We start from the raw sequence: 22,922 nt of genomic DNA, 5'->3' as shown, positions 1-22,922 counted from the left end.
GCGGCAGCGTCCGCCCTGCCGGACGCTGCCGCCGAGGTCCGCGGTCAGGCGGCCCGCCTCACTCCGTCGGCTCGACCCCGGCGCGCAGCAGGCCGTAGGTGTACGCGTCCTCCAGAGCCTGCCAGGAGGCGGCGATGATGTTGTCCGCGACGCCGACGGTCGACCATTCGCCGGTGCCGTCGCCGGTCGTGATCAGTACGCGGGTCGTCGAGCCCGTGCCGTGGCGGCCCTCGAGGATGCGGACCTTGTAGTCGATCAGCTCCAGCTTCGCGAGCTGCGGGTAGATCTTCTCCAGCCCGACCCGCATCGCGCGGTCCAGCGCGTTGACCGGGCCGTTGCCCTCGGCGGTGGCGACGATGCGCTCGCCCTTGGCCCACAGCTTCACCGTGGCCTCGTTGGCGTGCGTGCCGTCGGGGCGGTCCTCGACGATCGCGCGCCAGGACTCCGTGCGGTAGTAGCGGCGGGCCCGGCCCTCCGCCTCCTCGCGCAGCAGCAGTTCGAAGGACGCGTCGGCGGCCTCGTACGTGTAGCCCTTGAGCTCCCGCTCCTTGACGCGCTCCACGACCCGGCCGACGAGTTCGCGGTCGCCGCCGAGGTCGATGCCGAGCTCCTTGCCCTTGAGCTCGATCGAGGCGCGTCCGGCCATGTCGGAGACCAGCATGCGCATGGTGTTGCCGACCAGCTCGGGGTCGATGTGCTGGTACAGGTCGGGGTCGACCTTGATCGCGGAGGCGTGCAGACCGGCCTTGTGCGCGAAGGCCGAGACCCCCACGTAGGGCTGGTGGGTAGAGGGGGTCAGGTTGACGACCTCGGCGATCGCGTGCGAGACGCGGGTCATGTCCGCGAGGGCGCCCTCGGGCAGGACCTTCTTGCCGTACTTGAGCTCCAGCGCGGCCACGACCGGGAACAGGTTGGCGTTGCCCACGCGCTCGCCGTAGCCGTTGGCCGTGCACTGCACGTGGGTGGCGCCCGCGTCGACGGCGGCGAGCGTGTTGGCCACGGCGCAGCCCGTGTCGTCCTGGGCGTGGATACCGAGGCGGGCCCCGGTGTCCGCGAGGACGGTGGAGACGACGGCCTGGACCTGGGCGGGCAGCATGCCGCCGTTGGTGTCGCACAGGATGACGACGTCGGCGCCGGCCTCGTGCGCGGTGCGCACGACGGACTTGGCGTACTCGGCGTTCGCGCGGTAGCCGTCGAAGAAGTGCTCGCAGTCCACGAAGACCCGGCGGCCCTGCTCGCGCAGGTACGAGACGGTGTCGCGGACCATCTCCAGGTTCTCGTCCAGCGTGGTGCGCAGGGCGAGTTCGACATGGCGGTCGTGCGACTTGGCGACGAGGGTGATCACCGGGGCGCCGGAGTCGAGCAACGCCTTGACCTGCGGGTCCTCGGCCGCCGTGGACCCGGCGCGGCGGGTGGCGCCGAAGGCGACGAGCTGGGCGTGCCGGAAGGTGATCTCCTTCTGCGCGCGGGAGAAGAACTCGGTGTCGCGGGGGTTGGCGCCAGGCCAGCCGCCCTCGATGAAGCCCACGCCGAAGTCGTCCAGGTGCCGGGCGATGGTCAGCTTGTCCGCGACCGTGAGGTTGATGCCCTCGCGCTGGGCGCCGTCGCGCAGCGTCGTGTCGAAGACGTGGAAACTGTCGTCGACGTGGGTGTCCTGGGCGTTGGTGGTCATGCTGTCCTGACTCCTGTCGGATGAGTGGCTCCGGAATGTCTGGCTCCACTTGCCCCCATCATCGCGTGCGTCTCGCTCTCGGCCGTGGGTGAGGCCGTAAAACGAAAAAACCTCTCGCGGGTGCGAGAGGTCTGCGCGCGGGTCTGGGGCACGGTGCCGCCTGCCGCGGGATTGCTGTCCACGGGTCAGCGGTCACTGCGGACCGGCGCGCTGCTGCCGATAATCATGGCGAACGAGAGCACGGAGGCAGTGTGCCACAGGCGGCAGCGCCGCTGGACCCGCATCTCACGATGCGGTCGCCGCCTTGTCCGGGGCGTCGCCCCGGGCCCCGCGCCTCCACTGCCGGCGGGACCGAACGAGCCTCCTGCCCCGGGCGTCGCCCCCGAAGGGCCGGGTACCACCACCGGTCCGCCCCGGCCACCGCACCGCCGTCGCCGGCAGGGCCGAACGAGCCTCCTGCCGGGGCGTCGCCCCCGAAGGGCCGGGTACCACCACCGGTCCGCCCGGGCTCCGCCCGCCATCGCCGACGGGGCCGAACGAGCCCCCCCCGGCCGAGGCGTCGCCCCCAAAGAGCCGGTACCACCACCGGTCCGCCCCGGCCACCGCACCGCCATGGCCGACGGGGCCGAACGAGCCCCCCGGCCGAGGCGGCACCGCCCTCCAGGGCAGCGGCCCGCGCCGCGGGAGGGCACCCCATCCAGTCCGAGCCGCGACGAGCGGGGCCTCGGCGCCGCACCGCTTCTGCGCCGGTACGGCACGCGCGTTGCTCCTCCTCGGGGTGGAGCAGGTTGTGCTCCTCGGCGGGCGTCCGCCGGGGCGGACGAGGGTCCGGGCGCGGGCGAACTCGGCCGGGGACGCCGCCGCCGGACGGCTGCAGGCCGCGCAGTGCCGCCCGCCCCCGGCGGCACGCGCCGACCGCGGGGTGGCCATGGGTCCCGGGGCAAAGCCCCCGTTACGCGGCCGCCAGACCGCAGCGGAACGAGGGGGCGGGGAACGCCCAGCCCTTGACCACCTCCGGTGACAGCCCGGCCCGCGGCGAAGCCGGTCCCTCACGCGGGACCGGCCGTCACGGCAGCAGAGTGTCCTCGATGAACTCCCGGACATGGACCAGCACCTGCTCGCGCCCCGTGCCCGGTATGCCCACCGCCACGTGGACGCTGAAACCGTCGAGCAGCGCCCGCAGCCGCGCCGCGAACCGGTCGGCGTCGATCGCGCGGAACTCGCCGCGCGAGACGCCCTCCGCGAGCAGCGCCACCAGGTCCCGGTGCCAGGCGCCCTCGATCGCGGCCTGCCGGCCGCGGGCGTCGGCGTCGGCGTTCTGCGAGCGGTTCCAGACCTCCAGCCACAGCGTCCAGTGGGGGTCGCGCGGCCCGTCGGGCACGTAGAGGTCGACGTAGGCGTCGAGCCGCTCGCGGGCGGACGCCTGCCGGGACAGCAGCGCGCTGCGCTCGGCGCCGAGCCGGCCCTCGCTCCACTCCAGGGTCTGCAGCAGGAGCTCGTCCTTGGTGCGGAAGTAGTAGAGCAGGTGCCCGCTGCTCATCCCGACCTCGCGGCCGAGCCCGGCCATGGTGAGCCCCTCGAGCCCGCGCTCGGCGATCGTGTCCATGGCCGCGGCGAGCAGCGCCTCGCGGGGCGGCGCGACATTGCGGCGGCGGGATGCGGGGGTCATACGGCGACCACCGGGAAGGATGCGTTCACGCGTACGTTCTACCCGATAGTCCACCCGTCCTCCGCCATCCGTTCCTTCAGGGCCCGGACCTCCTCGGGCGATGCGCTGCCCGCGTCCGCGGCCAGGTCCGCGAGGCCGGTCCCGAAGGCCGCCTCCACCACGGCGCCGAGCGACTCCTCGTCCACCAGCTCGCGCAGGACGACGAGCAGCGGCGCGATCTCCTCGTCGTTCAGGCAGCCCGAGAACACCACGTACAACTGGCGGATGAGCTCGACCAGTTCGGGCGCGAGCCGCATCCAGCCCCGGCAGCGCTCCACCTCGTCCGCGACCTGGTCCATGAAGCGGCGCACCACGTCGTAGGGGATGTCGCGGTGGCCCGCCTGCTCGTTGAAGCAGACGGTCGGCTCCCGGCGGGGGTCCTCGTCGGGCACGGTCGCGGTGAGCAGGTGGGCACCGGCCTCCCACAGTTCCAGGTACCACGCGTCGTCGGTGACGGCGTAGCAGGCCTGGATGCGGTAGGGGTCCTTCACGGGTTCGACAGTCGGCATGGCCGCAGGCTGACACGCAGCCCGCGGCCACCACCAGCGGATATCAGACCTGCGGCTGCTGCTGTGTGATGCAGTGGATGCCGCCGCCGCCCGCGAAGATCGTCCGCGCGTCCACGAGCGTGACCGTACGACCCGGGTAGAGCCGGCGGAAGATGCCCGCCGCGATCTCGTCCCGCGGGTCGTCGAAGGCGCACAGCACCACGCCGCCGTTGCAGACGTAGTGGTTGATGTACGAGTAGTCGACCCACTCGCCGTCCTCGTCGCGCAGCACCGTCGGCGCCGGGACCTCGACGACCTCGATCCGGCGGCCCCTGGCGTCCGTCTGCGCCTTCAGGAGCTCGACGTTCGCCTTGCAGATCTCGTGGTCGGGGTGGGCCGGGTCGGGCTGTGTGTGGGTGACGACGACACCGGGACCGGCGAACGCGGCGACGATGTCGACGTGGCCGCGGGTTCCGTACATGCCGTAGTCGCCGGTGAGGCCGCGCGGCAGCCAGATCGCCTTCGTGGTGCCGAGGCGGGCGTGGATCTCGTTCTCCACCTGCTGCCGGGTCCAGCCGGGGTTGCGCTCGGGCCCGAGCTGGACGGTGTCCGTGAGGAGGACCGTGCCCTCGCCGTCGACGTGGATCGCGCCGCCCTCGTTGACCAGCGGGGAGGCGTGGACGGGGACGTCCGCCAGGTCGGCGACATGACGGGCGATCTTGGAGTCGTGCTCCCACCGGGCCCAGTCCGCCGCGCCCCAGCCGTTGAACACCCAGTCCACCGCGGCCAGTCGGCTGCCGTCGGTGACGAAGGTGGGGCCGATGTCGCGCATCCACGCGTCGTCCAGGTCCCGTTCGACGACCTCGATGTCCGGGCCGAGCAGGCCACGGGCCGAGGCCGACTGGCCGGTGCCCGCGATCACGGTGACCGGTTCGAAGCGGCGTACGGCGCGGGCCACCGCGGCCCAGGCGGCGCGGGCCTCGGCCAGGTCCCCGTCGTCGGCGAACGTGGGGTTGGGGCCGGGCCAGGCCATCCAGGTGCGCTCGTGCGGGGCCCATTCGGCCGGCATGCGGAAGGTCACGTCACGTCCTAAAGGAAGTAGAGGCGGTTGAGGGAGACGGACTCTGCGGGCTCGGAGCGGATCGGGTCGCCGTCGAGCGTGACCAGTCCGGTGCCGCCGTCCACACAGACGTCTCCGATACGGGAGTTGAGGAGCAGGTCGCCGGGGCCGATACCGCGGGTGCCGCGCACGGCGACGCGGCGACGGCGGGTCGGCATGCGGTCGGCGCCGAGGTCGACGGCCGCCTGGGCGACGAACGCGACCGAGATGTCGGCGGGAGTGGCGCCGTACGCGCCGAACTGGGGGCCGAGCACGAGCGGTTCGCACGTGTCGGTGGCGGCGTTGGGGTCGCCGACGACGCCGTAGGCGGGGAAGCCCGACTTCAGCACGAGCTGCGGCTTCGCGCCGAAGAACTCCGGCCGCCACAGCACGATGTCGGCCATCTTGCCGACCTCGATGGAGCCGATCTCGTGCGCGAGGCCGTGCGCGATCGCGGGGTTGATGGTCAGCTTGGCCATGTAGCGCAGGACGCGCGCGTTGTCGTCGTGCGCGCCGTCGCCGTCCATGGGCCCCAGCTCGGCCTTCATCTTCCCGGCCATGGCGAAGGTGCGGCGCACGGTCTCGCCGGCACGGCCCATGCCCTGCGCGTCGGACGACGTGATGCCGATCGCGCCGAGGTCGTGCAGGACGTCCTCCGCGCCCATCGTGCCGGCCCGGATCCGGTCGCGGGCCATCGCCGCGTCGCCGGGCAGGTCGGTCTTCAGGTCGTGGACGGAGACGATCATGCCGTAGTGCTCGGCGACCGCGTCCCGGCCGAAGGGCAGGGTGGGGTTGGTGGAGGAGCCGATGACGTTCGGCACGCCCGCCATCTTGAGGACGTTGGGCACGTGCCCGCCGCCGCAGCCCTCGATGTGGAAGGCATGGATCGTCCGGCCCTCCAGGACGCGCAGCGTGTCCTCGACGGACAGGCACTCGTTCAGGCCGTCGCTGTGCAGGGCGACCTGGACGTCGTGCTCCTCGGCCACGCGCAGGGCGGTGTCGAGTGCCCGGGTGTGGGCGCCCATGTCCTCGTGGACCTTGAAACCGGACGCGCCGCCCTCCGCGAGTGCCTCGACGAGCGGGGCGGGATCGGAGGAGGAACCGCGGCCGAGGAAGCCGATGTTGACGGGCCAGGCGTCGAAGGCGTTGAACGCGTGCTTCAGCGCCCACGGGGAGTTGACGCCCACGCCCCACACCGGGCCGAACTCCTGGCCGATGACGGTCGTGACGCCGGAGGCGAGCGAGGCCTCCATGATCCGCGGGGAGAGCAGGTGGACGTGGGTGTCGACGGCGCCCGCGGTCGCGATCAGCCCCTCGCCGGAGACGATCGACGTGCCGGTGCCGACGACGACGTCCACGCCGTCGAGGGTGTCCGGGTTGCCGGCCCGGCCGATCGCGTGGATCCGGCCCTCGCGGATGCCGATGGAGACCTTGCGGATGCCCTGCACGGCGTCGATCACGAGCACGTTGCTCACCACGACGTCGCAGGTCTCGCGTACGGCAGCGGCCTTGAGGTGCAGCCCGTCGCGGGCGGTCTTGCCGAAGCCGGCCAGGAACTCCTCGCCGGGCTTCTGGGCGTCCGACTCGACCCGCACGACGAGTCCCGAGTCGCCGAGGACGACCCGGTCCCCGGCGCGCGGCCCGTGCACGGACGCGTACTCGTGGGGGTCCATGCGGCGCGGTGCGGGCCGGTCGTGGTCGTGGTGCCTGGTGGGCCTGCTCATGGTGTCGCTCCTTCCGTGCCCAGGTAGCCGCAGGCGGCCGCTCTGCGCAGGGCTTCTTCCTTCGCGCCGGGCGCGTCCAGAGGTCCGTCGACCAGGCCCGCGAACCCGATGGCGATGCGGTCGCCGCCGATGGGCACGAGACCGACCTCCGCCTCGCCGCCCGGGTCGAAGCGGACGGAGGAGCCGGCCGGCACCGCGAGCCGCATGCCGTAGGCGGCGGCCCGGTCGAAGCGGAGCCGCGGGTTGGCCTCGAAGAAGTGGAAGTGCGAGGTGACGCTGACCGGCACGGGCGCGGTGTTGCGCACGGTGAGGACGACCTCCGGCTCCCGCTCAGGGTCGGCGGGGCCGGGGATCACGGCGCCGGGCGCACGCTCTCCCAGCCCGCCGCCTCCGATGGGGTCGGACACGACGGCGAGGCGCGAGCCGTCCTCGAAGACGGCCTCGACATGGACCTCCGTGACGACGTCCGCGACGCCGGGGAGGACGTCGTCGGGGCCGAGCACCGAGCGGGCCGCCTCGATCGCCTCGGCGAGCCGCCGCCCGTCGCGCGCGGCCTCGCAGACGGTGTCGGCGATCAGCGCGGTCGCCTCCGGAACGTTGAGCCGCAGCCCGCGGGCGCGCCGTGCCCGCGCCAGCTCGGCGGCGCCGAACAGCAGCAGCCGGTCGCGCTCGGTCGGGGTCAGTCTCACGTCACCACACCTTCCTGTTTGAGTGGCACTCTAACAAGTAGGCGCCATCGAACGAAACCATTGACTTAAACCCCGACATCGCTCACATTGAGCAGCGTTCAATTAGAGCAGCACTCAAACGTCGAGAGACAGGGGCACCTCATGCCGGTGGAGCAGCGCGGAGTCGACACGATTCCCGAGCCGGAGCGCACCAGCACTCCCAGGGATCTCATATCGATCCTTCTCGGATCCAATCTGTGCCTGGGGGTGATCGTCTTCGGCTGGCTGCCGGTCTCCTTCGGCCTCGGCCTGTGGCCCGCGGTCACCTCCGTGGTGGCCGGCACCGTCGTGGGCGTCGCCGTCACCGCCCCGCTCGCCCTGATCTCGCTGCGGACCGCGACCAATCTGTCGACGTCCAGCGGCGCGGCGTTCGGCGTGCGCGGCCGGCTCGTCGGCTCGGTCGTCGGACTGCTGCTCTCGCTCGGCTACACGGCGCTGACCCTGTGGATCGGCGGTGACGTGATGCTCGGCACGCTGGCCCGCATCGCCGGCGTGCCCACCGGCGGCGTCGCGCACACCGTGGTCTACGCGCTGCTCGCCGCCTGCACGGTGGTCGGCGCGGTCTACGGCTACCGGCTGCTGCTGCGGCTGAGCCGGATCCTCGCGGTCGGCATGACCGTGCTGCTGCTGCTCGGCCTCATCGCGTACGCGCCCGATCTGACCACCGCCGCCCCGGCGGACGCCCCGTACCTGCTCGGCTCGTTCTGGCCGACCTGGCTGCTGTCCGCCGTCGCCGCCGGTCTGAGCGGTCCCATCGCCTTCATCACCCTGCTCGGCGACTACACCCGCTACATCTCGCCCGAGCGGCACAGCCCGCGCCAGGTCCTGCGGGCGACCTGTCTGGGCCTGACGGCCGGCCTGCTCGTGCCGCAGCTGTTCGGCACGTACACGGCGCTGGCCGCCCGTGCCGGACTGGACTACGCCGGGCCGCTGGTCGCCGCCTCCCCCGCCTGGTACGTGGTCCCGCTGCTGGTCGCCGCCGCGGCCGGTTCGGTCGGCAACGCCGGTCTGATGCTGTACTCGATGGGCCTCGACCTGGACGCGATCCTGCCGAAGGCGACGCGCACCCGGGCCACGCTCGTCGTCGCCGTCGTGGCGACCGGGTTCGTCTTCGCCGGCCACTTCGTGTGGGACGCGCAGTCCGCGATGACGTCGTTCGTGCTGCTGCTGACCGCGATCGGCACGCCGTGGGCGGTCATCACGCTGATGGCCCACGTCCGCCTGGGCGGTGAGTACGACGCGGAGGCGCTGCAGGTCTACAACCGCCGTGCGCGCGGCGGCGCGTACTGGTTCCGCGCCGGCTGGCACCCGCGCGCCACGGCGTCATGGGCGCTGGGGGCCGTGGTCGGTCTGGCGGCCGTGTCGACGCCCGTCTACGAGGGCCCGCTGCTCGGCCTGACCGGCGGCGTCGACTGCAGCTTCATCCTGTCCGGGCTGGTGGGCGGGGTCGCCTACGCGGCGCTCGGCGCCGGCACGCAGCAGGCCCCGCAGCCTGCGGTGCAGGGTGCGGGGCCCGGAGCCTGAGCCGGTTCAGCCGATCCGGTGGGTCCAGCCGTGGACGTCCTCGCTCCTGCCGGTCTGGATGTCCAGCAGCGCCTTGCGGAGCTTCATCGTGACCTCGCCCGGCTCGCCGCCGGACTGCGTCCACTCGCCGCCCGCGGACTTCACCCGGCCGACCGGGGTGATGACCGCGGCGGTGCCGCAGGCGAAGACCTCCGTGAGCGTGCCGTTCTCGGTGTCGGTCCGCCACTGGTCGATGGAGACACGGCCCTCCTCGGAGGTGCAGCCGAGGTCCTTGGCCAGCTGCAGGAGCGAGTCACGGGTGATGCCCGCGAGCAGCGAACCGGTGAGCTCGGGCGTGACGATGCGGTCGCCGTACACGAAGTACAGGTTCATTCCGCCCAGTTCCTCGACCCACTTGTGCTCGACGGCGTCGAGGTAGGCGACCTGGTCGCAGCCCTTGGCGGCCGCCTCGGCCTGGGCGAGCAGGGAAGCCGCGTAGTTGCCGCCGGTCTTCGCGTCGCCCATGCCGCCGGGGACGGCGCGGACGCGGTTCTCGGAGAGCCAGATCGAGACGGGCTTGACGCCGCCGGGGAAGTACGCACCGGCGGGCGAGGCGATGACGAGGAAGAGGTACTCGTTGGCCGGGCGCACACCGAGCCCGACCTCAGTCGCGATCATGAACGGGCGCAGGTAGAGCGACTCCTCGCCGCCGTGCGCGGGCACCCACGCCTTGTCCTGCTCGACGAGGGCGTCGCAGGCGGCGATGAACAGGTCCACGGGCAGCTCGGGCATGGCGAGCCGGCGGGCCGAGGCCTGGAAGCGCTTGGCGTTGGCCTCCGGGCGGAAGGTGACGACCGAGCCGTCGGGGCGGCGGTAGGCCTTGAGCCCCTCGAAGATCTCCTGCGCGTAGTGCAGGGTCATGTTGGCCGGGTCGATCGACAGCGGCGCGTACGGGACGAGCTCGGCGTCGTGCCAGCCGCGGCCCTCGGTCCACTTGATCGTCACCATGTGGTCGGTGAAGTGCCGGCCGAATCCGGGGTTGGCCAGGATCGCCTCACGCTCCGCGTCGGACAGCGGATGCGAGGAGGGCTTGAGCTCGATCGTGGGCGTCGTCATGAGTGCAGTGTCCTTCACCGGTTGTCAGTGGCGGACCGCGCTCACGCCGACTGCTTGGACGTCCGAGCATTGCCGGCTGACACGGCCCGCGTCCGATTATCGCGCGCGGGGAACCGGCCAGGGAGGCGTGGGTGCGGCCCAGGGTTCGATGGTGGCACCCGGTGGCCGCACAGGAAAAGCCGCCGGGCGCGGTGGGAATGCGACCCGGCGGCTTCTGGGGTGTCCGGGGGACACCCCCGGAAAGTCGGTCCGGCGGGTCAGCTCGCTACTCGTACCGCGAGCGCGTCGCCGATCTGGTCCGTCGTGCGGACGGCCTCGGGGGTGCGCTCTGCCAGGTCGGCGGCGACCGCGCCCTCGATGCGGACGGCCTCGTTCTCGTAGCCCAGGTGCCGCAGCAGCAGGGCGACGGACAGGATGGTGGCCGTCGGGTCCGCCTTGCCGGTGCCCGCGATGTCGGGCGCCGAGCCGTGGACGGGCTCGAACATCGACGGGAACGCGCCCGTCGGGTTGATGTTGCCGGAGGCCGCCAGGCCGATGCCGCCGGTCACGGCAGCGGCGAGGTCGGTGAGGATGTCGCCGAAGAGGTTGTCGGTGACGATGACGTCGAAGCGCTCCGGCTGGGTGACGAAGAAGATCGTCGCGGCGTCGACGTGCAGATAGTCGGTCGTGACCTCGGGGTACTCCTGGCCGACCTTGTCGAAGATGTTCTTCCACATGTGGCCCGCGTACACGAGGACGTTGTTCTTGTGGACGAGCGTCAGCTTCTTGCGGGGGCGGGCGTTGGCCCGCTCGTACGCGTCACGGACGACGCGCTCCACGCCGTACGCCGTGTTGACGCTGACCTCGGTCGCGACCTCGTGCTCCGTGCCGGTGCGCAGGGAGCCTCCGTTGCCCGTGTACGGGCCCTCGGTGCCTTCGCGGACGACGACGAAGTCGATGTCCGGACGGCCGGCGAGCGGGGTCGCGGTGTTCGGGAAGAGCTTCGACGGGCGCAGGTTGACGTAGTGGTCGAAGGCGAACCGCAGCTTCAGCAGCAGGCCGCGCTCCAGCACGCCGGACGGCACCGACGGGTCGCCGATGGCGCCGAGCAGGATCGCGTCGTGGCCCTTGAGGGAGTCGAGCTCCGCGTCGGGAAGGGTCTCCCCCGTGCGGTGCCAGCGGCTGGCGCCGAGATCGTACTCCTTGGTCTCCAGCTTCACATCCTGCGGGAGGACGGCGGCAAGGACCTTCAGGCCCTGCGCCACGACCTCCTGGCCGATGCCGTCACCGGGGACTACTGCGAGATTGATGCTGCGAGACATGTCGGCACCCTACTCCCCGTCCCATTCGCTGACACACCGCGTCCGCCATGTGGACGCATGTGCCGGACGGGGCCTCGGCGGATCAGCGAGCGGATCAGTGACCGGTCGAGCCGCCGTTGTCGCGGCGGTCCAGGGCGCGCTGCAGGGCTGCGGCGGCGTTCCTGCGGTCGGCTTCGCTCGTGCGGGAGGAGTGGCGGACGCGGCGGACGGTCTCAGCGGGCATGGTGATCGACTCCTTGGAATCAGAAGAGATTTCGAAGGCGCCGGAAGGGGCGGGGAGCGGTGCCGCAGGGGTTGCCTGCCTCGGGCACGGACTCACGGCCGCCATTCGCTGGATCGAGCGAGACGTTCGGCTTCTACAAAGTTATGACAGCCGCGCTCTCCTGTCTCCACAATTACTCGGACTTCCTACTATCTGAGACGCCGCCCGCCGAGACCCGCGCGCCGCGGCCGGAGGAAGGCCGTCGCCGCGGGACAGGAGGGGGCCGGCCGGGGGCCGGCGCCGGATCGGGCGACGGGCCTGCGCAATGCCCTGACGAGCCGGGGCATTCCTGTCTACCGTCACGATCATGACCACTCACACCGCGCTTGTCGTGCACCAGATCGCCCGCCCGGCCGGCTTTCCCACCGCGTCCGATTTCGCCTTCACCGAGGCGCCCGTGCCCTCGCCGGGGCCGGGCGAGGCACTGGTGGAGAACCTGTACTGGTCCGTCGACCCGTACCACCGCGAGCAGATGGACGGCGGATGGGCGCTGAGCAGCCCGCTGGAGGGACGGACGATAGGCCGGGTCGTCGCGTCCCGGGACGCCGGCCTGACCGAGGGCGACCTCGTCTTCCACCGGGCGGGGTGGCGCACTCACGCGCTGGTGACGGCCGGCGCCGACGGCGCCCGCAGGCTCCGTGAGTACCAAGGCGTCCCGCTGTTCGCGCACTTGAGCATCCTGGGCGGCACGGGCCTGACCGCGTACGCGGCGCTGACCCGGACGCTGCGGCTGCAGGCGGGCGAGGACCTGTTCGTCTCGGCCGCCGCGGGCGGGGTCGGCACGGCGGCGGGCCGCATCGCCCGGCTGCTCGGCGCGGGCCGGATCACGGGAAGTGCGGGCTCCGCGGAGAAGGTCAGGTACCTGACCGAACGGGTCGGGTACGACGCCGCGTTCGACTACCACGACGGGCCGGTGGCCGAACTGCTGGCCAAGGCGGCGCCCACCGGCATCGACGCGTACCTGGACAACGTGGGAGGCGGCCATCTGGAGGGAGCGATCGCCTCGTTGCGCGAGTCGGGCCGGATCGCGTGGGTCGGGGCGGTCGCCCAGTACAACACCGCCGAGCCGCCGCCCGCGCCCCGCAACCTCTTCGACGTGGTCGGCAAGTCGCTGCGCCTGGAGGGTGTGCTGGTGCGCAAGCACGTCGCCCTGCAGGGCGAGTTCGAGGACTTCCTCGTCCCGCACCTGCAGAGCGGCGCCGTCACCGCCGACGTGACGGTCGTGGAGGGCTTCGAACGGATCGTGGAGGCGTTCCTCGGGATGCTGCGCGGTCAGAACACGGGGAAGATGCTGGTCGCCCGTTCGGGCATGGGGACGACGGCGCTTCAGTGACGCGGCACATGAGAACCGCCCCCGGTCCCGGCTCGGGGGTCCGGGAGGGGGGCGGTGTCCGAGGGGCGACGCCGGGCGTCAGCCCATGTGCGGGTAGGAGTAGTCGGTCGGCGGGACCAGCGTCTCCTTGATGGCGCGGGTGAGCGTCCAGCGCATCAGGTTCTGCGGGGCGCCGGCCTTGTCGTTGGTGCCGGAGGCGCGGCCGCCGCCGAAGGGCTGCTGGCCGACGACGGCGCCGGTCGACTTGTCGTTGATGTAGAAGTTGCCCGCGGCGTACCGCAGCTTGTCCATGGCGTCGGCCGCGGCGGCCCGGTCACCGGCGATGATCGAGCCGGTCAGCGCGTACGCGGACACCGACTCCATCTGCTCCAGCATCTCCTCGTACTTGTCGTCCTCGTAGACGTGGACGGCGAGGATGGGGCCGAAGTACTCGGTCGTGAAGACCTCGTTCGAAGGGTCCGTGCACTCGATGACCGTCGGGCGGACGAAGTAGCCCACCGAGTCGTCGTAGCTGCCGCCCGCGACGATCGTGCAGCTCGGGTCCTCCTTCGCCCGGTCGATGGCGGCCTTGTTCTTGGCGAAGGCACGCTCGTCGATCACGGCGCCGATGAAGTTCGTCAGGTCGGTGACGTCACCCATCCTGATGCCGTCGACCTCGGCGGCGAACTCCTCCTTGAAACCGGAGTTCCAGATCGAGGCCGGGATGTAGGCGCGCGAGGACGCGGAGCACTTCTGCCCCTGGAACTCGAACGAGCCGCGGGTCAGCGCGGTCTTCAGCACCGCGCGGTCGGCGCTCGGGTGCGCGACGACGAAGTCCTTGCCGCCCGTCTCGCCGACGATGCGCGGGTAGGAGCGGTACTTCTCGATGTTGTTGCCGACCGTCTTCCACAGGTGCTGGAAGGTCTTGGTCGAGCCGGTGAAGTGGATACCGGCGAGCATCGGGTGGTGCAGCGCCACCTCCGAGACCGCGATGCCGTCGCCCGTCACCAGGTTGATGACGCCCTTGGGCAGACCGGCCTCCTCCAGCAGCTGCATCAGCAGCACGGCGGCGTGGGTCTGGGTCGGGGACGGCTTCCACACCACGACGTTGCCCATCAGCGCGGGCGCGGTCGGCAGGTTGCCCGCGATGGCCGTGAAGTTGAACGGCGTGATCGCGTACACGAAGCCCTCGAGCGGGCGGTGGTCCAGGCGGTTCCACACGCCCGGCGAGTTCGCCGGCGGCTGCTCGGCGAGCAGGTCGCGGGCGTACTTGACGTTGAAGCGCCAGAAGTCGACGAGCTCGCACGGGGTGTCGATCTCGGCCTGCTGCACGGTCTTGGACTGGCCGAGCATGGTGGAGGCGGCCATCGTCTCGCGCCAGGGGCCGGCCAGCAGCTCGGCGGCGCGCAGGATGATCGCGGCGCGGTCGTCGAAGGACATCGCGCGCCAGGCCGGGGCGGCGGCCAGCGCGGCGTCGATCGCGTCCTGCGCGTCCTGCTCGGTGGCACCGGCGAAGGTGCCGATCACGGCCCGGTGGTTGTGCGGCTGCACGACGTCGACCCGCTCGCCGCCGCCCATCCGCTTGACGCCGCCGATCGTCATCGGCAGCTCGATCGGGTTCTCGGCCAGCTCCTTGAGCTTGGCCTCGAGACGGGCGCGCTCGGCGGAACCGGGGGCGTAGCCGTGCACCGGCTCGTTGACCGGTACGGGGACCTGGGTGACAGCGTCCATGAGTTCCGTGACTCCTTTGCGAGGGTGGGGAGGGGCTCGGCCCTGGAATCGGTTCTGGGGTCTGTGCCTGGGGTCAGTTCTTGGTGATCATCGAACGCACGAAGAACAGCAGGTTGGCCGGCTTCTCCGCGAGGCGGCGCATGAAGTAGCCGTACCAGTCGGTGCCGTACGCGGTGTAGACGCGCATCCGGTGTCCCTCGGCGGCGAGGCGGACGTGCTCGTCGGTACGGATCCCGTACAGCATCTGGAACTCGTACTCGTCCAGTTTGCGCCCGGCGCTGCGCGCGAGCTCCTGTCCGATGGCGATCAGACGCGGGTCGTGCGACCCGATCATCGGGTAGCCGTCGCCCTCCATCAGGATCCGCAGGATGCGGACGTACGCCTTGTCGATCTCGGCCTTGTCCTGGATCGCGACGGAGGCGGGCTCCTTGTACGCGCCCTTCACCAGACGCACGCGGCTGCCGTTGGCGGCCAGGCGCCGGGCGTCCTCCACGGTACGGAAGAGATACGCCTGGATCACGCAGCCGGTCTGCGGGAAGTCCTTCCGCAGCTCCTCGTGGATGGCGAACATCGAGTCGAGGGTGGTGTGGTCCTCGGCGTCGAGCGTGACCGTGCTGCCGATCGCGGCGGCGGCCTCGACGACGGGCCGGACGTTGGCGAGAGCCAGCTCGTGGCCGCCCTCAAGACACTGGCCGAACATCGACAGCTTGACGGACATCTCGGCACGGGTGCCGAGGTCCAGCGGCTTGAGGTGCTCGACGAGCTCCAGGTAGGCGTCGCGCGCGGCGGCCGCCTGCTCCGGGGTGGTGATGTCCTCGCCGACGACGTCGAGGGTGACCTCGAGGCCCTTGGCGGCGGCGTCCTCGACCACGGGGATGACCTGGTCGACGCTCTCACCGGCGATGAACCGGGCGACGACCTGCTTCGTCCCCGGGGCGGCCGACACGAAGCGGCGCATCTTGTCGCTGCGCGACGCGGCGAGGATCACGGGACCCAGCACGGGGCACCTCCACGGAACAGGTGTTGAAAGGGGCCGAGGCCGACCGTCTCGCGGACGTGTCGGGAACAGCACGAAGAACCACCGTGAAACTTAAGGATCGCTCCGTTTACGAGCCATCGACAGCTGTCACGCATCCGTGTCCCGGATCTCAGACATCTGTCTGAAGGGATGGGAGAATGGCCGGATGAAGGGCGATTACCAGGACCTGGTCGACGAGATCTCCGCGCTGCTCGCCATGCCGGCGACGCTGGAGAACCGGGACTTCGGGCTGATCGCCTTCGGCGCCCACGACAGCGACAGCGCCTTCGACGAGACCACGCTCGACCCGGTGCGCACCCGGTCGATCCTGACCAGAAAGTCCACTCCGGCGGTCCGCGCCTGGTTCGAGGGCTTCGGCATCGCCCGTGCGACCGGGCCGGTCCGCATCCCCGCCGCCCCGGACGCGGGCGTCTTCCGTGACCGCATCTGCCTGCCGGTACGGCACCGGGGTGTCGTCCTCGGGTACGTGTGGCTGCTCGACGCCGACCCCGGCCCGACCGTGGAACAGCTCGCCGCGGCCATGGAGGTGGCGGAGCGGATCGGCACGCTGATGGCCGACGAGGAGCGTGCGGGCGCCGACCTGTCCCGTGAGTTGCGCGCGGTGCTGGCCGCCGAGCGCGGCTGGCAGTACGACATGGCGGTGGCCACGCTGCGTACGGCGCTGGGCGCGGACGCCGACGGGACGCACGCCGTGGTGTGCGTGACGCCGTGGCCCGCGGACGACGCGCCGTCGGCCCGCGCGCTGCCCGGGGCTGCGGCGCTGTGCACGCTGCCGCTGCGGGCGGGTGCCGCGTCGGGTGGGATTCCCCACGGGAGCGAGAGGCCGGCGGCCGGGCGGGCCGTGGCCGCGCTGGTGCGGCTGCGTTCCGCGGACAGCACGGCCCCCGCCCTGACGGTCGCCACGCGGCTGCGCGAGGCGGCGGGACCGCCCCCCGGCCCCGGCCCGGGGGCTGAGGCGGGCGCCGGTGTGGCGGCGGCGCGGCGCGGACTCGGCGAGCTCGACGGGGCGTGGCGTGAGGCCGCGTCCGCCGCCCGGGCGGTGCTGGCCGAGCCCGGCCTCGGCCCGGTCGCCCGGTGGTCGGACCTCGGCCCGTACCGGATACTGACGGCCCTTCCCGAGGGAGCGGCGGACGACCCGGCCGTCCGGGACCTGCTCGCTCCCTCCCACGCCGAACTGGCCCGGACCGCCGAGGTGTTCCTCGACTGCGCGGGCCAGGCGGGCCGCGCGGCAGCGGCCCTCGGCGTCCACCGGCAGACGCTCTACTACCGCCTGTCGCGGGTGGAGGCGCTGACCGGCCTGGACCTGGACGACGGCGAGCACCGGCTGCTGCTGCACATGGCGCTGAAGGGCACGCGGCTGTGAGCGGCCGGGCGGGCTAGGACTTCCGGGAGACGGTCTCGCGCCCCCAGACCGTCTCCCCTACGCCCCATGGGCGTGGGGCCCCCGGCGCCGTCTCCCCACGGACCTGGCGGCAAGGTGCGAGTCCCTCGGCGAAGCCCGGTGGCAGCGGCCCCGCAAGGCTTCGGAGGAGCCCACCGGCGACCCCGGCGAAACAATGGTGAGCCCAGCTGCTGTGCAGCCCCGCTGAGTCCTAGGGGAAAGCCCACCGACAACCGAGGAGTGCGCGCGAAGCGCGGGACGGGGGCCGGGGCCTGCCACGGTTGCGGGAGAGGGCGGGTGGGAAAGCGTCCTGGGGCACCACACCTCGCGCACGAGAAAGGGCCCGGTTTCCCGGGCCCTTCGTCGTGCTGCGCCTGCGTCAGTCCGTGAGGTTCACGGAGCGGGCCGACGTCGCGCCGATCTCCTCCGCGATCTCCGACAGGACGGCCTGCGGCACGGTGTCGTCCACGGTCAGGACGACGAGCGCCTCGCCGCCCTCCTCCGCGCGCGAGACCTGCATGCCCGCGATGTTGAGACCCGCCTCGCCGAGGATGCGGCCGACCGTGCCGACGACGCCCGGACGGTCCTCGTACCGCAGGACGACCATGTGGTCCGCGAGCGCGAGGTCCACGTCGTAGTCGCCGACGGCGACGATCTTCTGGAGGTGCTTGGGGCCGGCCAGCGTGCCGGAGACCGCGACCTCCTCGCCGCCGGAGAGCGTGCCGCGCACCGTGACGACGTTGCGGTGGTCCGGCGACTCGGAGCTCGTCGTCAGACGGACCTCGACACCGCGCTCCTGCGCGAACAGCGGGGCGTTGACGTACGACACGGTGTCGTCGACGACGTCCTCGAACACGCCCTTCAGCGCGGACAGTTCTAGCACCTTGACGTCGTGCTGGGTGATCTCGCCGTAGACCTCGACGTCGAGACGGACCGCGACCTCGCCCGCGAGCGCGGTGAAGATGCGGCCGAGCTTCTCGGCGAGCGGCAGGCCCGGACGCACGTCCTCGGCGATGACACCGCCCTGCACGTTGACCGCGTCCGGCACGAGCTCACCGGCGAGCGCGAGGCGCACGGAACGGGCGACGGCGATGCCGGCCTTCTCCTGCGCCTCGTCCGTGGACGCGCCGAGGTGCGGGGTGCAGACGACCTGGTCGAGCTCGAACAGCGGGGAGTCGGTGCACGGCTCCTTGGCGTACACGTCGAGGCCCGCGCCGGCGACCCGGCCCTCCTTCAGCGCCGAGTACAGCGCCTCCTCGTCGACGATGCCGCCGCGGGCCGCGTTGACGATCCGGACCGTCGGCTTGACCTTGTGCAGGGCCTCGTTGCCGATCAGGCCGAGCGTCTCAGGCGTCTTGGGGAGGTGGACGGTGATGAAGTCGGAGACCTCGAGCAGCTCGTCGAGCGTGAGGAGCTTGACGCCCATCTGCGCGGCGCGCGCGGGCTGCACGTAGGGGTCGTACGCGACGATCTTCATGCCGAAGGCCGACATGCGCTGGGCGACCAGCACGCCGATGCGGCCGAGGCCGACGACGCCGAGGGTCTTCTCGCTGAGCTCGACGCCCGTGTACTTCGAGCGCTTCCACTCGCCGTTCTTCAGGGCGGTGTTGGCCTGGGGGATGTTGCGCGCGGTGGCGACGATCAGACCACAGGCGAGCTCGGCGGCCGTGACGATGTTGGAGGTCGGGGCGTTGACGACCATCACGCCGGCCTTGGTGGCGGCGGAGACGTCCACGTTGTCCAGACCGACGCCGGCGCGGGCGACGACCCGCAGCTTCCTGGCGGCGGCGATCGCCTCGGCGTCGACCTTGGTGGCCGAGCGGACCAGGATCGCGTCGACATCGGCGATGGCGGGGATGAGCTCCGCGCGGTCGGCGCCGTTGCAGTGCCGGATCTCGAAGTCCGGACCGAGCGCGTCGACGGTCGCGGGCGACAGCTCTTCAGCGATGAGTACGACAGGTTTCGAGCTCACGTGAGTCCTCACATGTCCAGTGCGGACGGCCGTCCCGACGGCCGCAGGCGGTGGAGGGGGCTAGCCGCGTGGAAGACGCACGACACTGTGGGCCTGACGCGTATGTAGTGATGAGTGTAGTGGTGCACCAGGGTGGGTCTTGCGCCTCGGTGGAAGGATCACCCGTCCGGGGATGGACGAAGTGGCGAGGGCGAGGGGGCCGCAGACCGGCCCCCTCGCCCACAGCGTCACGCCTCGTCGTTGTCGACCCAGCTCATGAGCTTGCGCAGCTCCTTGCCGGTCGTCTCCAGCAGGTGGTTCTCGTCCTGCGTCTTGTACTCGTTGTACTTCTTCAGACCGCCGTGGTACTCGTCCATCCAGTTCTTGGCGAACGTGCCGTCCTGGATCTCGGCGAGGACCTTCTTCATCTCGGCCTTGGTGGCGTCCGTGATGATGCGCGGGCCGGTGACGTAGTCGCCCCACTCGGCGGTCTCGGAGACCGACCAGCGCATCTTCTCCAGGCCGCCCTCGTACATGAGGTCCACGATCAGCTTCAGCTCGTGGAGGCACTCGAAGTAGGCGATCTCCGGCTGGTAGCCGGCCTCGGTCAGGGTCTCGAAGCCCGCCTTGACCAGCGCCGCGGTGCCACCGCACAGGACGGCCTGCTCGCCGAACAGGTCGGTCTCGGTCTCTTCCTTGAAGGTCGTCTTGATGACGCCGGCGCGGGTGCCGCCGATGCCCTTGGCGTACGACAGCGCCAGGTCGAAGGCCTTGCCGGTGGCGTCCTGCTCGACGGCGGCGATGCAGGGAACGCCGCGGCCCTCCTCGTACTGGCGGCGGACCAGGTGGCCCGGGCCCTTGGGGGCGACCATGGCGACGTCGACACCGGCCGGCGGCTTGATGAAGCCGTAGCGGACGTTGAGGCCGTGGCCGAAGAACAGGGCGTCGCCGTCCTTCAGGTTCGGGGCGATGGACTCCTCGTAGACCTGGGCCTGGATCGGGTCCGGGACGAGGATCATGATGACGTCGGCCTCGGCGGCGGCCTCGGCGGGCGTCACCACGCGCAGGCCCTGCTCCTCGGCCTTCGCCTTGGACTTGGAGCCCTCGTGCAGACCGACGCGGACGTCGACACCCGAGTCACGCAGCGACAGCGCGTGGGCGTGGCCCTGGCTGCCGTAGCCGATCACCGCGACCTTGCGGTTCTGGATGATGGACAGGTCGGCGTCGTCGTCGTAGAACAGCTCGGCCACTGGGATTCTCCTTGGAGTGCTGGTGTTGCGTCCCACCGTACGGCGGGAGGGGACGGGGAAGTCTGCGGGTCTCGCCAGGCGAGAAGGGTGCGTCAGGCGGAACGGTCCAGGGCGCGCAGCGAGCGGTCCGTGATGGACCGGGCGCCGCGCCCTATGGCGATCGTGCCCGACTGGACGAGCTCCTTGATGCCGAACTGCTCCAGCATCTTCAGCATCGCCTCCAGCTTGTCACTCGAACCGGTGGCCTCGATGGTGACCGCCTCGGGCGAGACGTCGACGGTCTTGGCGCGGAACAGCTGGACGATCTCGACGATCTGCGAGCGCGTCTCGTTGTCGGCGCGGACCTTCACGAGCACGAGCTCGCGCTGGATGGCGCCGGCGGGCTCGAGCTCGACGATCTTCAGGACGTTGACGAGCTTGTTGAGCTGCTTGGTCACCTGCTCCAGCGGCAGGTCCTCGACGTTGACCACGATGGTGATGCGGGAGATGTCGGGGTGCTCGGTGACACCGACGGCGAGCGAGTCGATGTTGAAGCCGCGGCGGGAGAACAGGGCGGCGATCCTGGCCAGGATGCCGGGGGTGTTCTCCACCAGGACGGAGAGCGTGTGCTTGGACATGTGCGTCGTACCTCTTCCTACGGCTCTCAGTCTTCTTCGTTGTCGCCGAAGTCGGGGCGCACGCCACGGGCGGCCATGACCTCGTCGTTGGAGGTGCCGGCGGCGACCATCGGCCACACCTGGGCGTCCTCGTGGACGATGAAGTCGATGACGACCGGGCGGTCGTTGATCGCGTTGGCCTCGGCGATGACCTTGTCCAGGTCGTCCGGGGACTCGCAGCGGATCGCGTAGCAGCCCATGGCCTCGGACAGCTTGACGAAGTCCGGGACGCGGGTGCCGGCGCTCTTCTCCGTGCCGGTGGCCTCGGGGCCCGAGTGCAGCACGGTGTTGGAGTAGCGCTGGTTGTAGAACAGCGTCTGCCACTGGCGGACCATCCCGAGGGCGCCGTTGTTGATGATGGCGACCTTGATCGGGATGTTGTTCAGGGCGCAGGTCGTGAGCTCCTGGTTGGTCATCTGGAAGCAGCCGTCGCCGTCGATCGCCCAGACCGTGCGGTCCGGCTGTCCGGCCTTGGCGCCCATCGCGGCCGGGACCGCGTAGCCCATCGTCCCGGCGCCGCCCGAGTTCAGCCAGGTGGCGGGCTGCTCGTAGTCGATGAAGTGGGCGGCCCACATCTGGTGCTGTCCGACGCCGGCGGCGAAGATCGTGCCCTCGGGCGCGAGTTCTCCGATGCGCTGGATGACCTGCTGGGGGGCGAGACTGCCGTCGTCGGGCTGCTCGTAGCCGAGCGGGTAGGTCTCGCGCCAGCGGTTGAGGTCCTTCCACCAGGCGGTGTAGTCGCCGGTGTTGCCCTCGCTGTGCTCGGCCTGGACGGCCTGGACCAGGTCGGCGATGACCTCGCGGGCGTCGCCGACGATCGGGACGTCGGCGGCGCGGTTCTTGCCGATCTCGGCCGGGTCGATGTCGGCGTGGACGACCTTGGCGTACGGGGCGAAGCTGTCCAGCTTGCCGGTGACGCGGTCGTCGAAGCGGGCTCCGAGGGCGACGATCAGGTCGGCCTTCTGCAGCGCGGTGACGGCGGTGACCGAACCGTGCATGCCCGGCATTCCCACGTGCAGGGGGTGGCTGTCGGGGAATGCGCCCAGCGCCATCAGGGTGGTGGTGACGGGGGCTCCGGTGAGCTCGGCGAGGACCTTCAGCTCGGCGGTGGCGCCGGCCTTGATGACGCCGCCGCCGACGTACAGCACCGGACGCTTGGCGGCGGTGATGAGCTTGGCGGCCTCGCGGATCTGCTTGGCGTGCGGCTTGGTGACCGGGCGGTAGCCGGGCAGGTCGGTCTGCGGCGGCCAGCTGAAGGTGGTCCGCGCCTGGAGGGCGTCCTTGGCGATGTCGACCAGGACGGGGCCCGGGCGGCCGGTCGAGGCGATGTGGAACGCCTCGGCGATGGTGCGCGGGATGTCCTCGGCCTTGGTGACCAGGAAGTTGTGCTTGGTGATCGGCATCGTGATGCCGCAGATGTCCGCCTCCTGGAAGGCGTCCGTGCCGATCGCCTTGGAGGAGACCTGGCCGGTGATCGCGACGAGCGGGACGGAGTCCATGTGCGCGTCGGCGATCGGGGTGACCAGGTTGGTGGCGCCCGGACCCGAGGTGGCCATGCAGACGCCGACCTTGCCGGTCGCCTGCGCGTAACCGGTGGCCGCGTGGCCGGCGCCCTGCTCGTGCCGGACCAGGACGTGACGGACCTTGGCCGAGTCCATCATCGGGTCGTACGCCGGGAGGATGGCGCCGCCCGGAATGCCGAAGACCGTCTCGGCCCCTACTTCCTCGAGAGAGCGGATGAGGGACTGCGCACCCGTGACGTGTTCGACGGTGGCGGACGGCTGTCCGCCGCTACGGGCCCGCGGCTGAGGATGGTGGGCCCCGGTGGCCTGCTCGGTCATCGGCTTCTCTTCTCGATGCTGAGGGTTTTTGCGAGGGTTTGGTACGTGCCGGTGCAACAAAAAACCCCTCGTGCCGTGAGGCAAGCGAGGGGAGCGCGTCGGGAGGTGTCCGCAGAGCCTGATCGGTGCGGCTCTGCTCAGCCGACGCGCTTTCCAAGTA

General features: G+C 71.3%; 18 protein-coding genes. 3 read left to right on the top strand and 15 right to left on the bottom strand.

Annotation, left to right across the window (positions count from 1 at the left end; genetic code table 11):
* Positions 1-58 precede the first annotated feature (58 nt).
* The 6 genes from cimA to ureA form a co-directional block, all read right to left on the bottom strand.
* A complete protein-coding gene (gene cimA / locus AB0K02_RS27635; RefSeq protein ID WP_365995239.1) occupies positions 59-1,672 on the bottom strand; it encodes a citramalate synthase in 1,614 nt (537 codons plus the stop codon).
* 1,066 nt (positions 1,673-2,738) lie between these two features.
* Complete coding sequence (locus AB0K02_RS27630) at positions 2,739-3,341, bottom strand: TetR/AcrR family transcriptional regulator (protein ID WP_365995238.1); 603 nt, start codon at positions 3,339-3,341, stop codon at positions 2,739-2,741.
* Positions 3,342-3,379: 38 nt separating this feature from the next.
* Positions 3,380-3,889: a hypothetical protein gene (locus AB0K02_RS27625; RefSeq protein WP_365995237.1), complete on the bottom strand. Its 510-nt coding sequence runs from the start codon at positions 3,887-3,889 to the stop codon at positions 3,380-3,382.
* A gap of 43 nt (positions 3,890-3,932) precedes the next feature.
* The gene (locus AB0K02_RS27620; RefSeq protein WP_365995236.1) at positions 3,933-4,949 is read right to left on the bottom strand and encodes an agmatine deiminase family protein; all 1,017 of its coding nucleotides are present in this window, start codon (positions 4,947-4,949) and stop codon (positions 3,933-3,935) included.
* An 8-nt stretch (positions 4,950-4,957) separates the two neighbouring features.
* Complete coding sequence (locus AB0K02_RS27615; protein WP_365995249.1) at positions 4,958-6,640, bottom strand: urease subunit alpha; 1,683 nt, start codon at positions 6,638-6,640, stop codon at positions 4,958-4,960.
* Positions 6,641-6,687: 47 nt separating this feature from the next.
* On the bottom strand, positions 6,688-7,380 hold the full coding sequence (ureA, locus tag AB0K02_RS27610; RefSeq protein ID WP_365995235.1) for an urease subunit gamma: 693 nt from the start codon (positions 7,378-7,380) through the stop codon (positions 6,688-6,690).
* Positions 7,381-7,521: 141 nt separating this feature from the next.
* On the opposite strand from ureA, the gene AB0K02_RS27605 reads away from it, so the two are divergent.
* The gene (locus AB0K02_RS27605) at positions 7,522-8,943 is read left to right on the top strand and encodes a cytosine permease (protein ID WP_365995234.1); all 1,422 of its coding nucleotides are present in this window, start codon (positions 7,522-7,524) and stop codon (positions 8,941-8,943) included.
* Positions 8,944-8,949: 6 nt separating this feature from the next.
* On the opposite strand, the gene AB0K02_RS27600 is transcribed toward AB0K02_RS27605, so the two are convergent.
* The 3 genes from AB0K02_RS27600 to AB0K02_RS27590 form a co-directional block, all read right to left on the bottom strand.
* The gene (locus AB0K02_RS27600) at positions 8,950-10,038 is read right to left on the bottom strand and encodes a branched-chain amino acid aminotransferase (protein ID WP_365995233.1); all 1,089 of its coding nucleotides are present in this window, start codon (positions 10,036-10,038) and stop codon (positions 8,950-8,952) included.
* A 257-nt stretch (positions 10,039-10,295) separates the two neighbouring features.
* A complete protein-coding gene (locus AB0K02_RS27595; RefSeq protein WP_365995232.1) occupies positions 10,296-11,339 on the bottom strand; it encodes a 3-isopropylmalate dehydrogenase in 1,044 nt (347 codons plus the stop codon).
* A gap of 94 nt (positions 11,340-11,433) precedes the next feature.
* Positions 11,434-11,562 carry a hypothetical protein gene (locus AB0K02_RS27590; protein WP_365995231.1) on the bottom strand — a complete coding sequence of 43 codons (129 nt, stop codon included), beginning with the start codon at positions 11,560-11,562 and terminating at the stop codon, positions 11,434-11,436.
* 346 nt (positions 11,563-11,908) lie between these two features.
* Here AB0K02_RS27590 and AB0K02_RS27585 point away from each other — a divergent pair, with 346 nt between their 5' ends.
* Complete coding sequence (locus AB0K02_RS27585) at positions 11,909-12,934, top strand: NADP-dependent oxidoreductase (RefSeq protein WP_365995230.1); 1,026 nt, start codon at positions 11,909-11,911, stop codon at positions 12,932-12,934.
* 78 nt (positions 12,935-13,012) lie between these two features.
* Here AB0K02_RS27585 and pruA read toward each other — a convergent pair whose 3' ends face one another.
* On the bottom strand, positions 13,013-14,644 hold the full coding sequence (pruA, locus tag AB0K02_RS27580) for an L-glutamate gamma-semialdehyde dehydrogenase (protein WP_365995229.1): 1,632 nt from the start codon (positions 14,642-14,644) through the stop codon (positions 13,013-13,015).
* Between the two features lie 73 nt (positions 14,645-14,717).
* Positions 14,718-15,644, bottom strand: coding sequence for a proline dehydrogenase family protein (locus tag AB0K02_RS27575; protein ID WP_365995228.1), 927 nt, complete (start codon positions 15,642-15,644; stop codon positions 14,718-14,720).
* A gap of 184 nt (positions 15,645-15,828) precedes the next feature.
* On the opposite strand from AB0K02_RS27575, the gene AB0K02_RS27570 reads away from it, so the two are divergent.
* Positions 15,829-17,046, top strand: a complete 1,218-nt coding sequence (locus AB0K02_RS27570; protein WP_365995227.1) for a helix-turn-helix domain-containing protein — start codon at positions 15,829-15,831, stop codon at positions 17,044-17,046.
* Between the two features lie 397 nt (positions 17,047-17,443).
* On the opposite strand, the gene serA is transcribed toward AB0K02_RS27570, so the two are convergent.
* The 4 genes from serA to AB0K02_RS27550 all read right to left on the bottom strand — a co-directional run bounded on the left by serA (position 17,444) and on the right by AB0K02_RS27550 (position 22,762).
* The gene (serA, locus tag AB0K02_RS27565; RefSeq protein ID WP_365995226.1) at positions 17,444-19,036 is read right to left on the bottom strand and encodes a phosphoglycerate dehydrogenase; all 1,593 of its coding nucleotides are present in this window, start codon (positions 19,034-19,036) and stop codon (positions 17,444-17,446) included.
* Between the two features lie 227 nt (positions 19,037-19,263).
* On the bottom strand, positions 19,264-20,265 hold the full coding sequence (gene ilvC / locus AB0K02_RS27560) for a ketol-acid reductoisomerase (protein WP_307713286.1): 1,002 nt from the start codon (positions 20,263-20,265) through the stop codon (positions 19,264-19,266).
* Positions 20,266-20,357: 92 nt separating this feature from the next.
* Positions 20,358-20,882 (bottom strand): acetolactate synthase small subunit, encoded by a 525-nt coding sequence (gene ilvN / locus AB0K02_RS27555; protein WP_365995225.1) that lies wholly within the window; start codon positions 20,880-20,882, stop codon positions 20,358-20,360.
* Positions 20,883-20,908: 26 nt separating this feature from the next.
* Positions 20,909-22,762, bottom strand: a complete 1,854-nt coding sequence (locus AB0K02_RS27550) for an acetolactate synthase large subunit (protein WP_365995224.1) — start codon at positions 22,760-22,762, stop codon at positions 20,909-20,911.
* Positions 22,763-22,922 lie beyond the last annotated feature (160 nt).

Origin of the sequence: Streptomyces sp. NPDC049597, assembly GCF_040675505.1 — a bacterium.
Classification (GTDB): domain Bacteria; phylum Actinomycetota; class Actinomycetes; order Streptomycetales; family Streptomycetaceae; genus Streptomyces.
This window is presented reverse-complemented; position numbering and strand designations above follow the sequence as displayed.

Excerpts from the sequence above, each read along its gene's own strand:
- AB0K02_RS27615 (WP_365995249.1), bottom strand. The coding sequence starts at position 6,640 with ATGGACCCCCACGAGTACGCGTCCGTGCACGGGCCGCGCGCCGGGGAC.
- AB0K02_RS27570 (WP_365995227.1), top strand. The coding sequence starts at position 15,829 with ATGAAGGGCGATTACCAGGACCTGGTCGACGAGATCTCCGCGCTGCTC.
- pruA (WP_365995229.1), bottom strand. The coding sequence starts at position 14,644 with ATGGACGCTGTCACCCAGGTCCCCGTACCGGTCAACGAGCCGGTGCAC.
- ilvN (WP_365995225.1), bottom strand. The coding sequence starts at position 20,882 with ATGTCCAAGCACACGCTCTCCGTCCTGGTGGAGAACACCCCCGGCATC.
- AB0K02_RS27585 (WP_365995230.1), top strand. The coding sequence starts at position 11,909 with ATGACCACTCACACCGCGCTTGTCGTGCACCAGATCGCCCGCCCGGCC.
- AB0K02_RS27605 (WP_365995234.1), top strand. The coding sequence starts at position 7,522 with ATGCCGGTGGAGCAGCGCGGAGTCGACACGATTCCCGAGCCGGAGCGC.
- cimA (WP_365995239.1), bottom strand. The coding sequence starts at position 1,672 with ATGACCACCAACGCCCAGGACACCCACGTCGACGACAGTTTCCACGTC.
- AB0K02_RS27625 (WP_365995237.1), bottom strand. The coding sequence starts at position 3,889 with ATGCCGACTGTCGAACCCGTGAAGGACCCCTACCGCATCCAGGCCTGC.
- AB0K02_RS27550 (WP_365995224.1), bottom strand. The coding sequence starts at position 22,762 with ATGACCGAGCAGGCCACCGGGGCCCACCATCCTCAGCCGCGGGCCCGT.
- AB0K02_RS27630 (WP_365995238.1), bottom strand. The coding sequence starts at position 3,341 with ATGACCCCCGCATCCCGCCGCCGCAATGTCGCGCCGCCCCGCGAGGCG.
- AB0K02_RS27595 (WP_365995232.1), bottom strand. The coding sequence starts at position 11,339 with ATGTCTCGCAGCATCAATCTCGCAGTAGTCCCCGGTGACGGCATCGGC.
- AB0K02_RS27590 (WP_365995231.1), bottom strand. The coding sequence starts at position 11,562 with ATGCCCGCTGAGACCGTCCGCCGCGTCCGCCACTCCTCCCGCACGAGC.
- AB0K02_RS27600 (WP_365995233.1), bottom strand. The coding sequence starts at position 10,038 with ATGACGACGCCCACGATCGAGCTCAAGCCCTCCTCGCATCCGCTGTCC.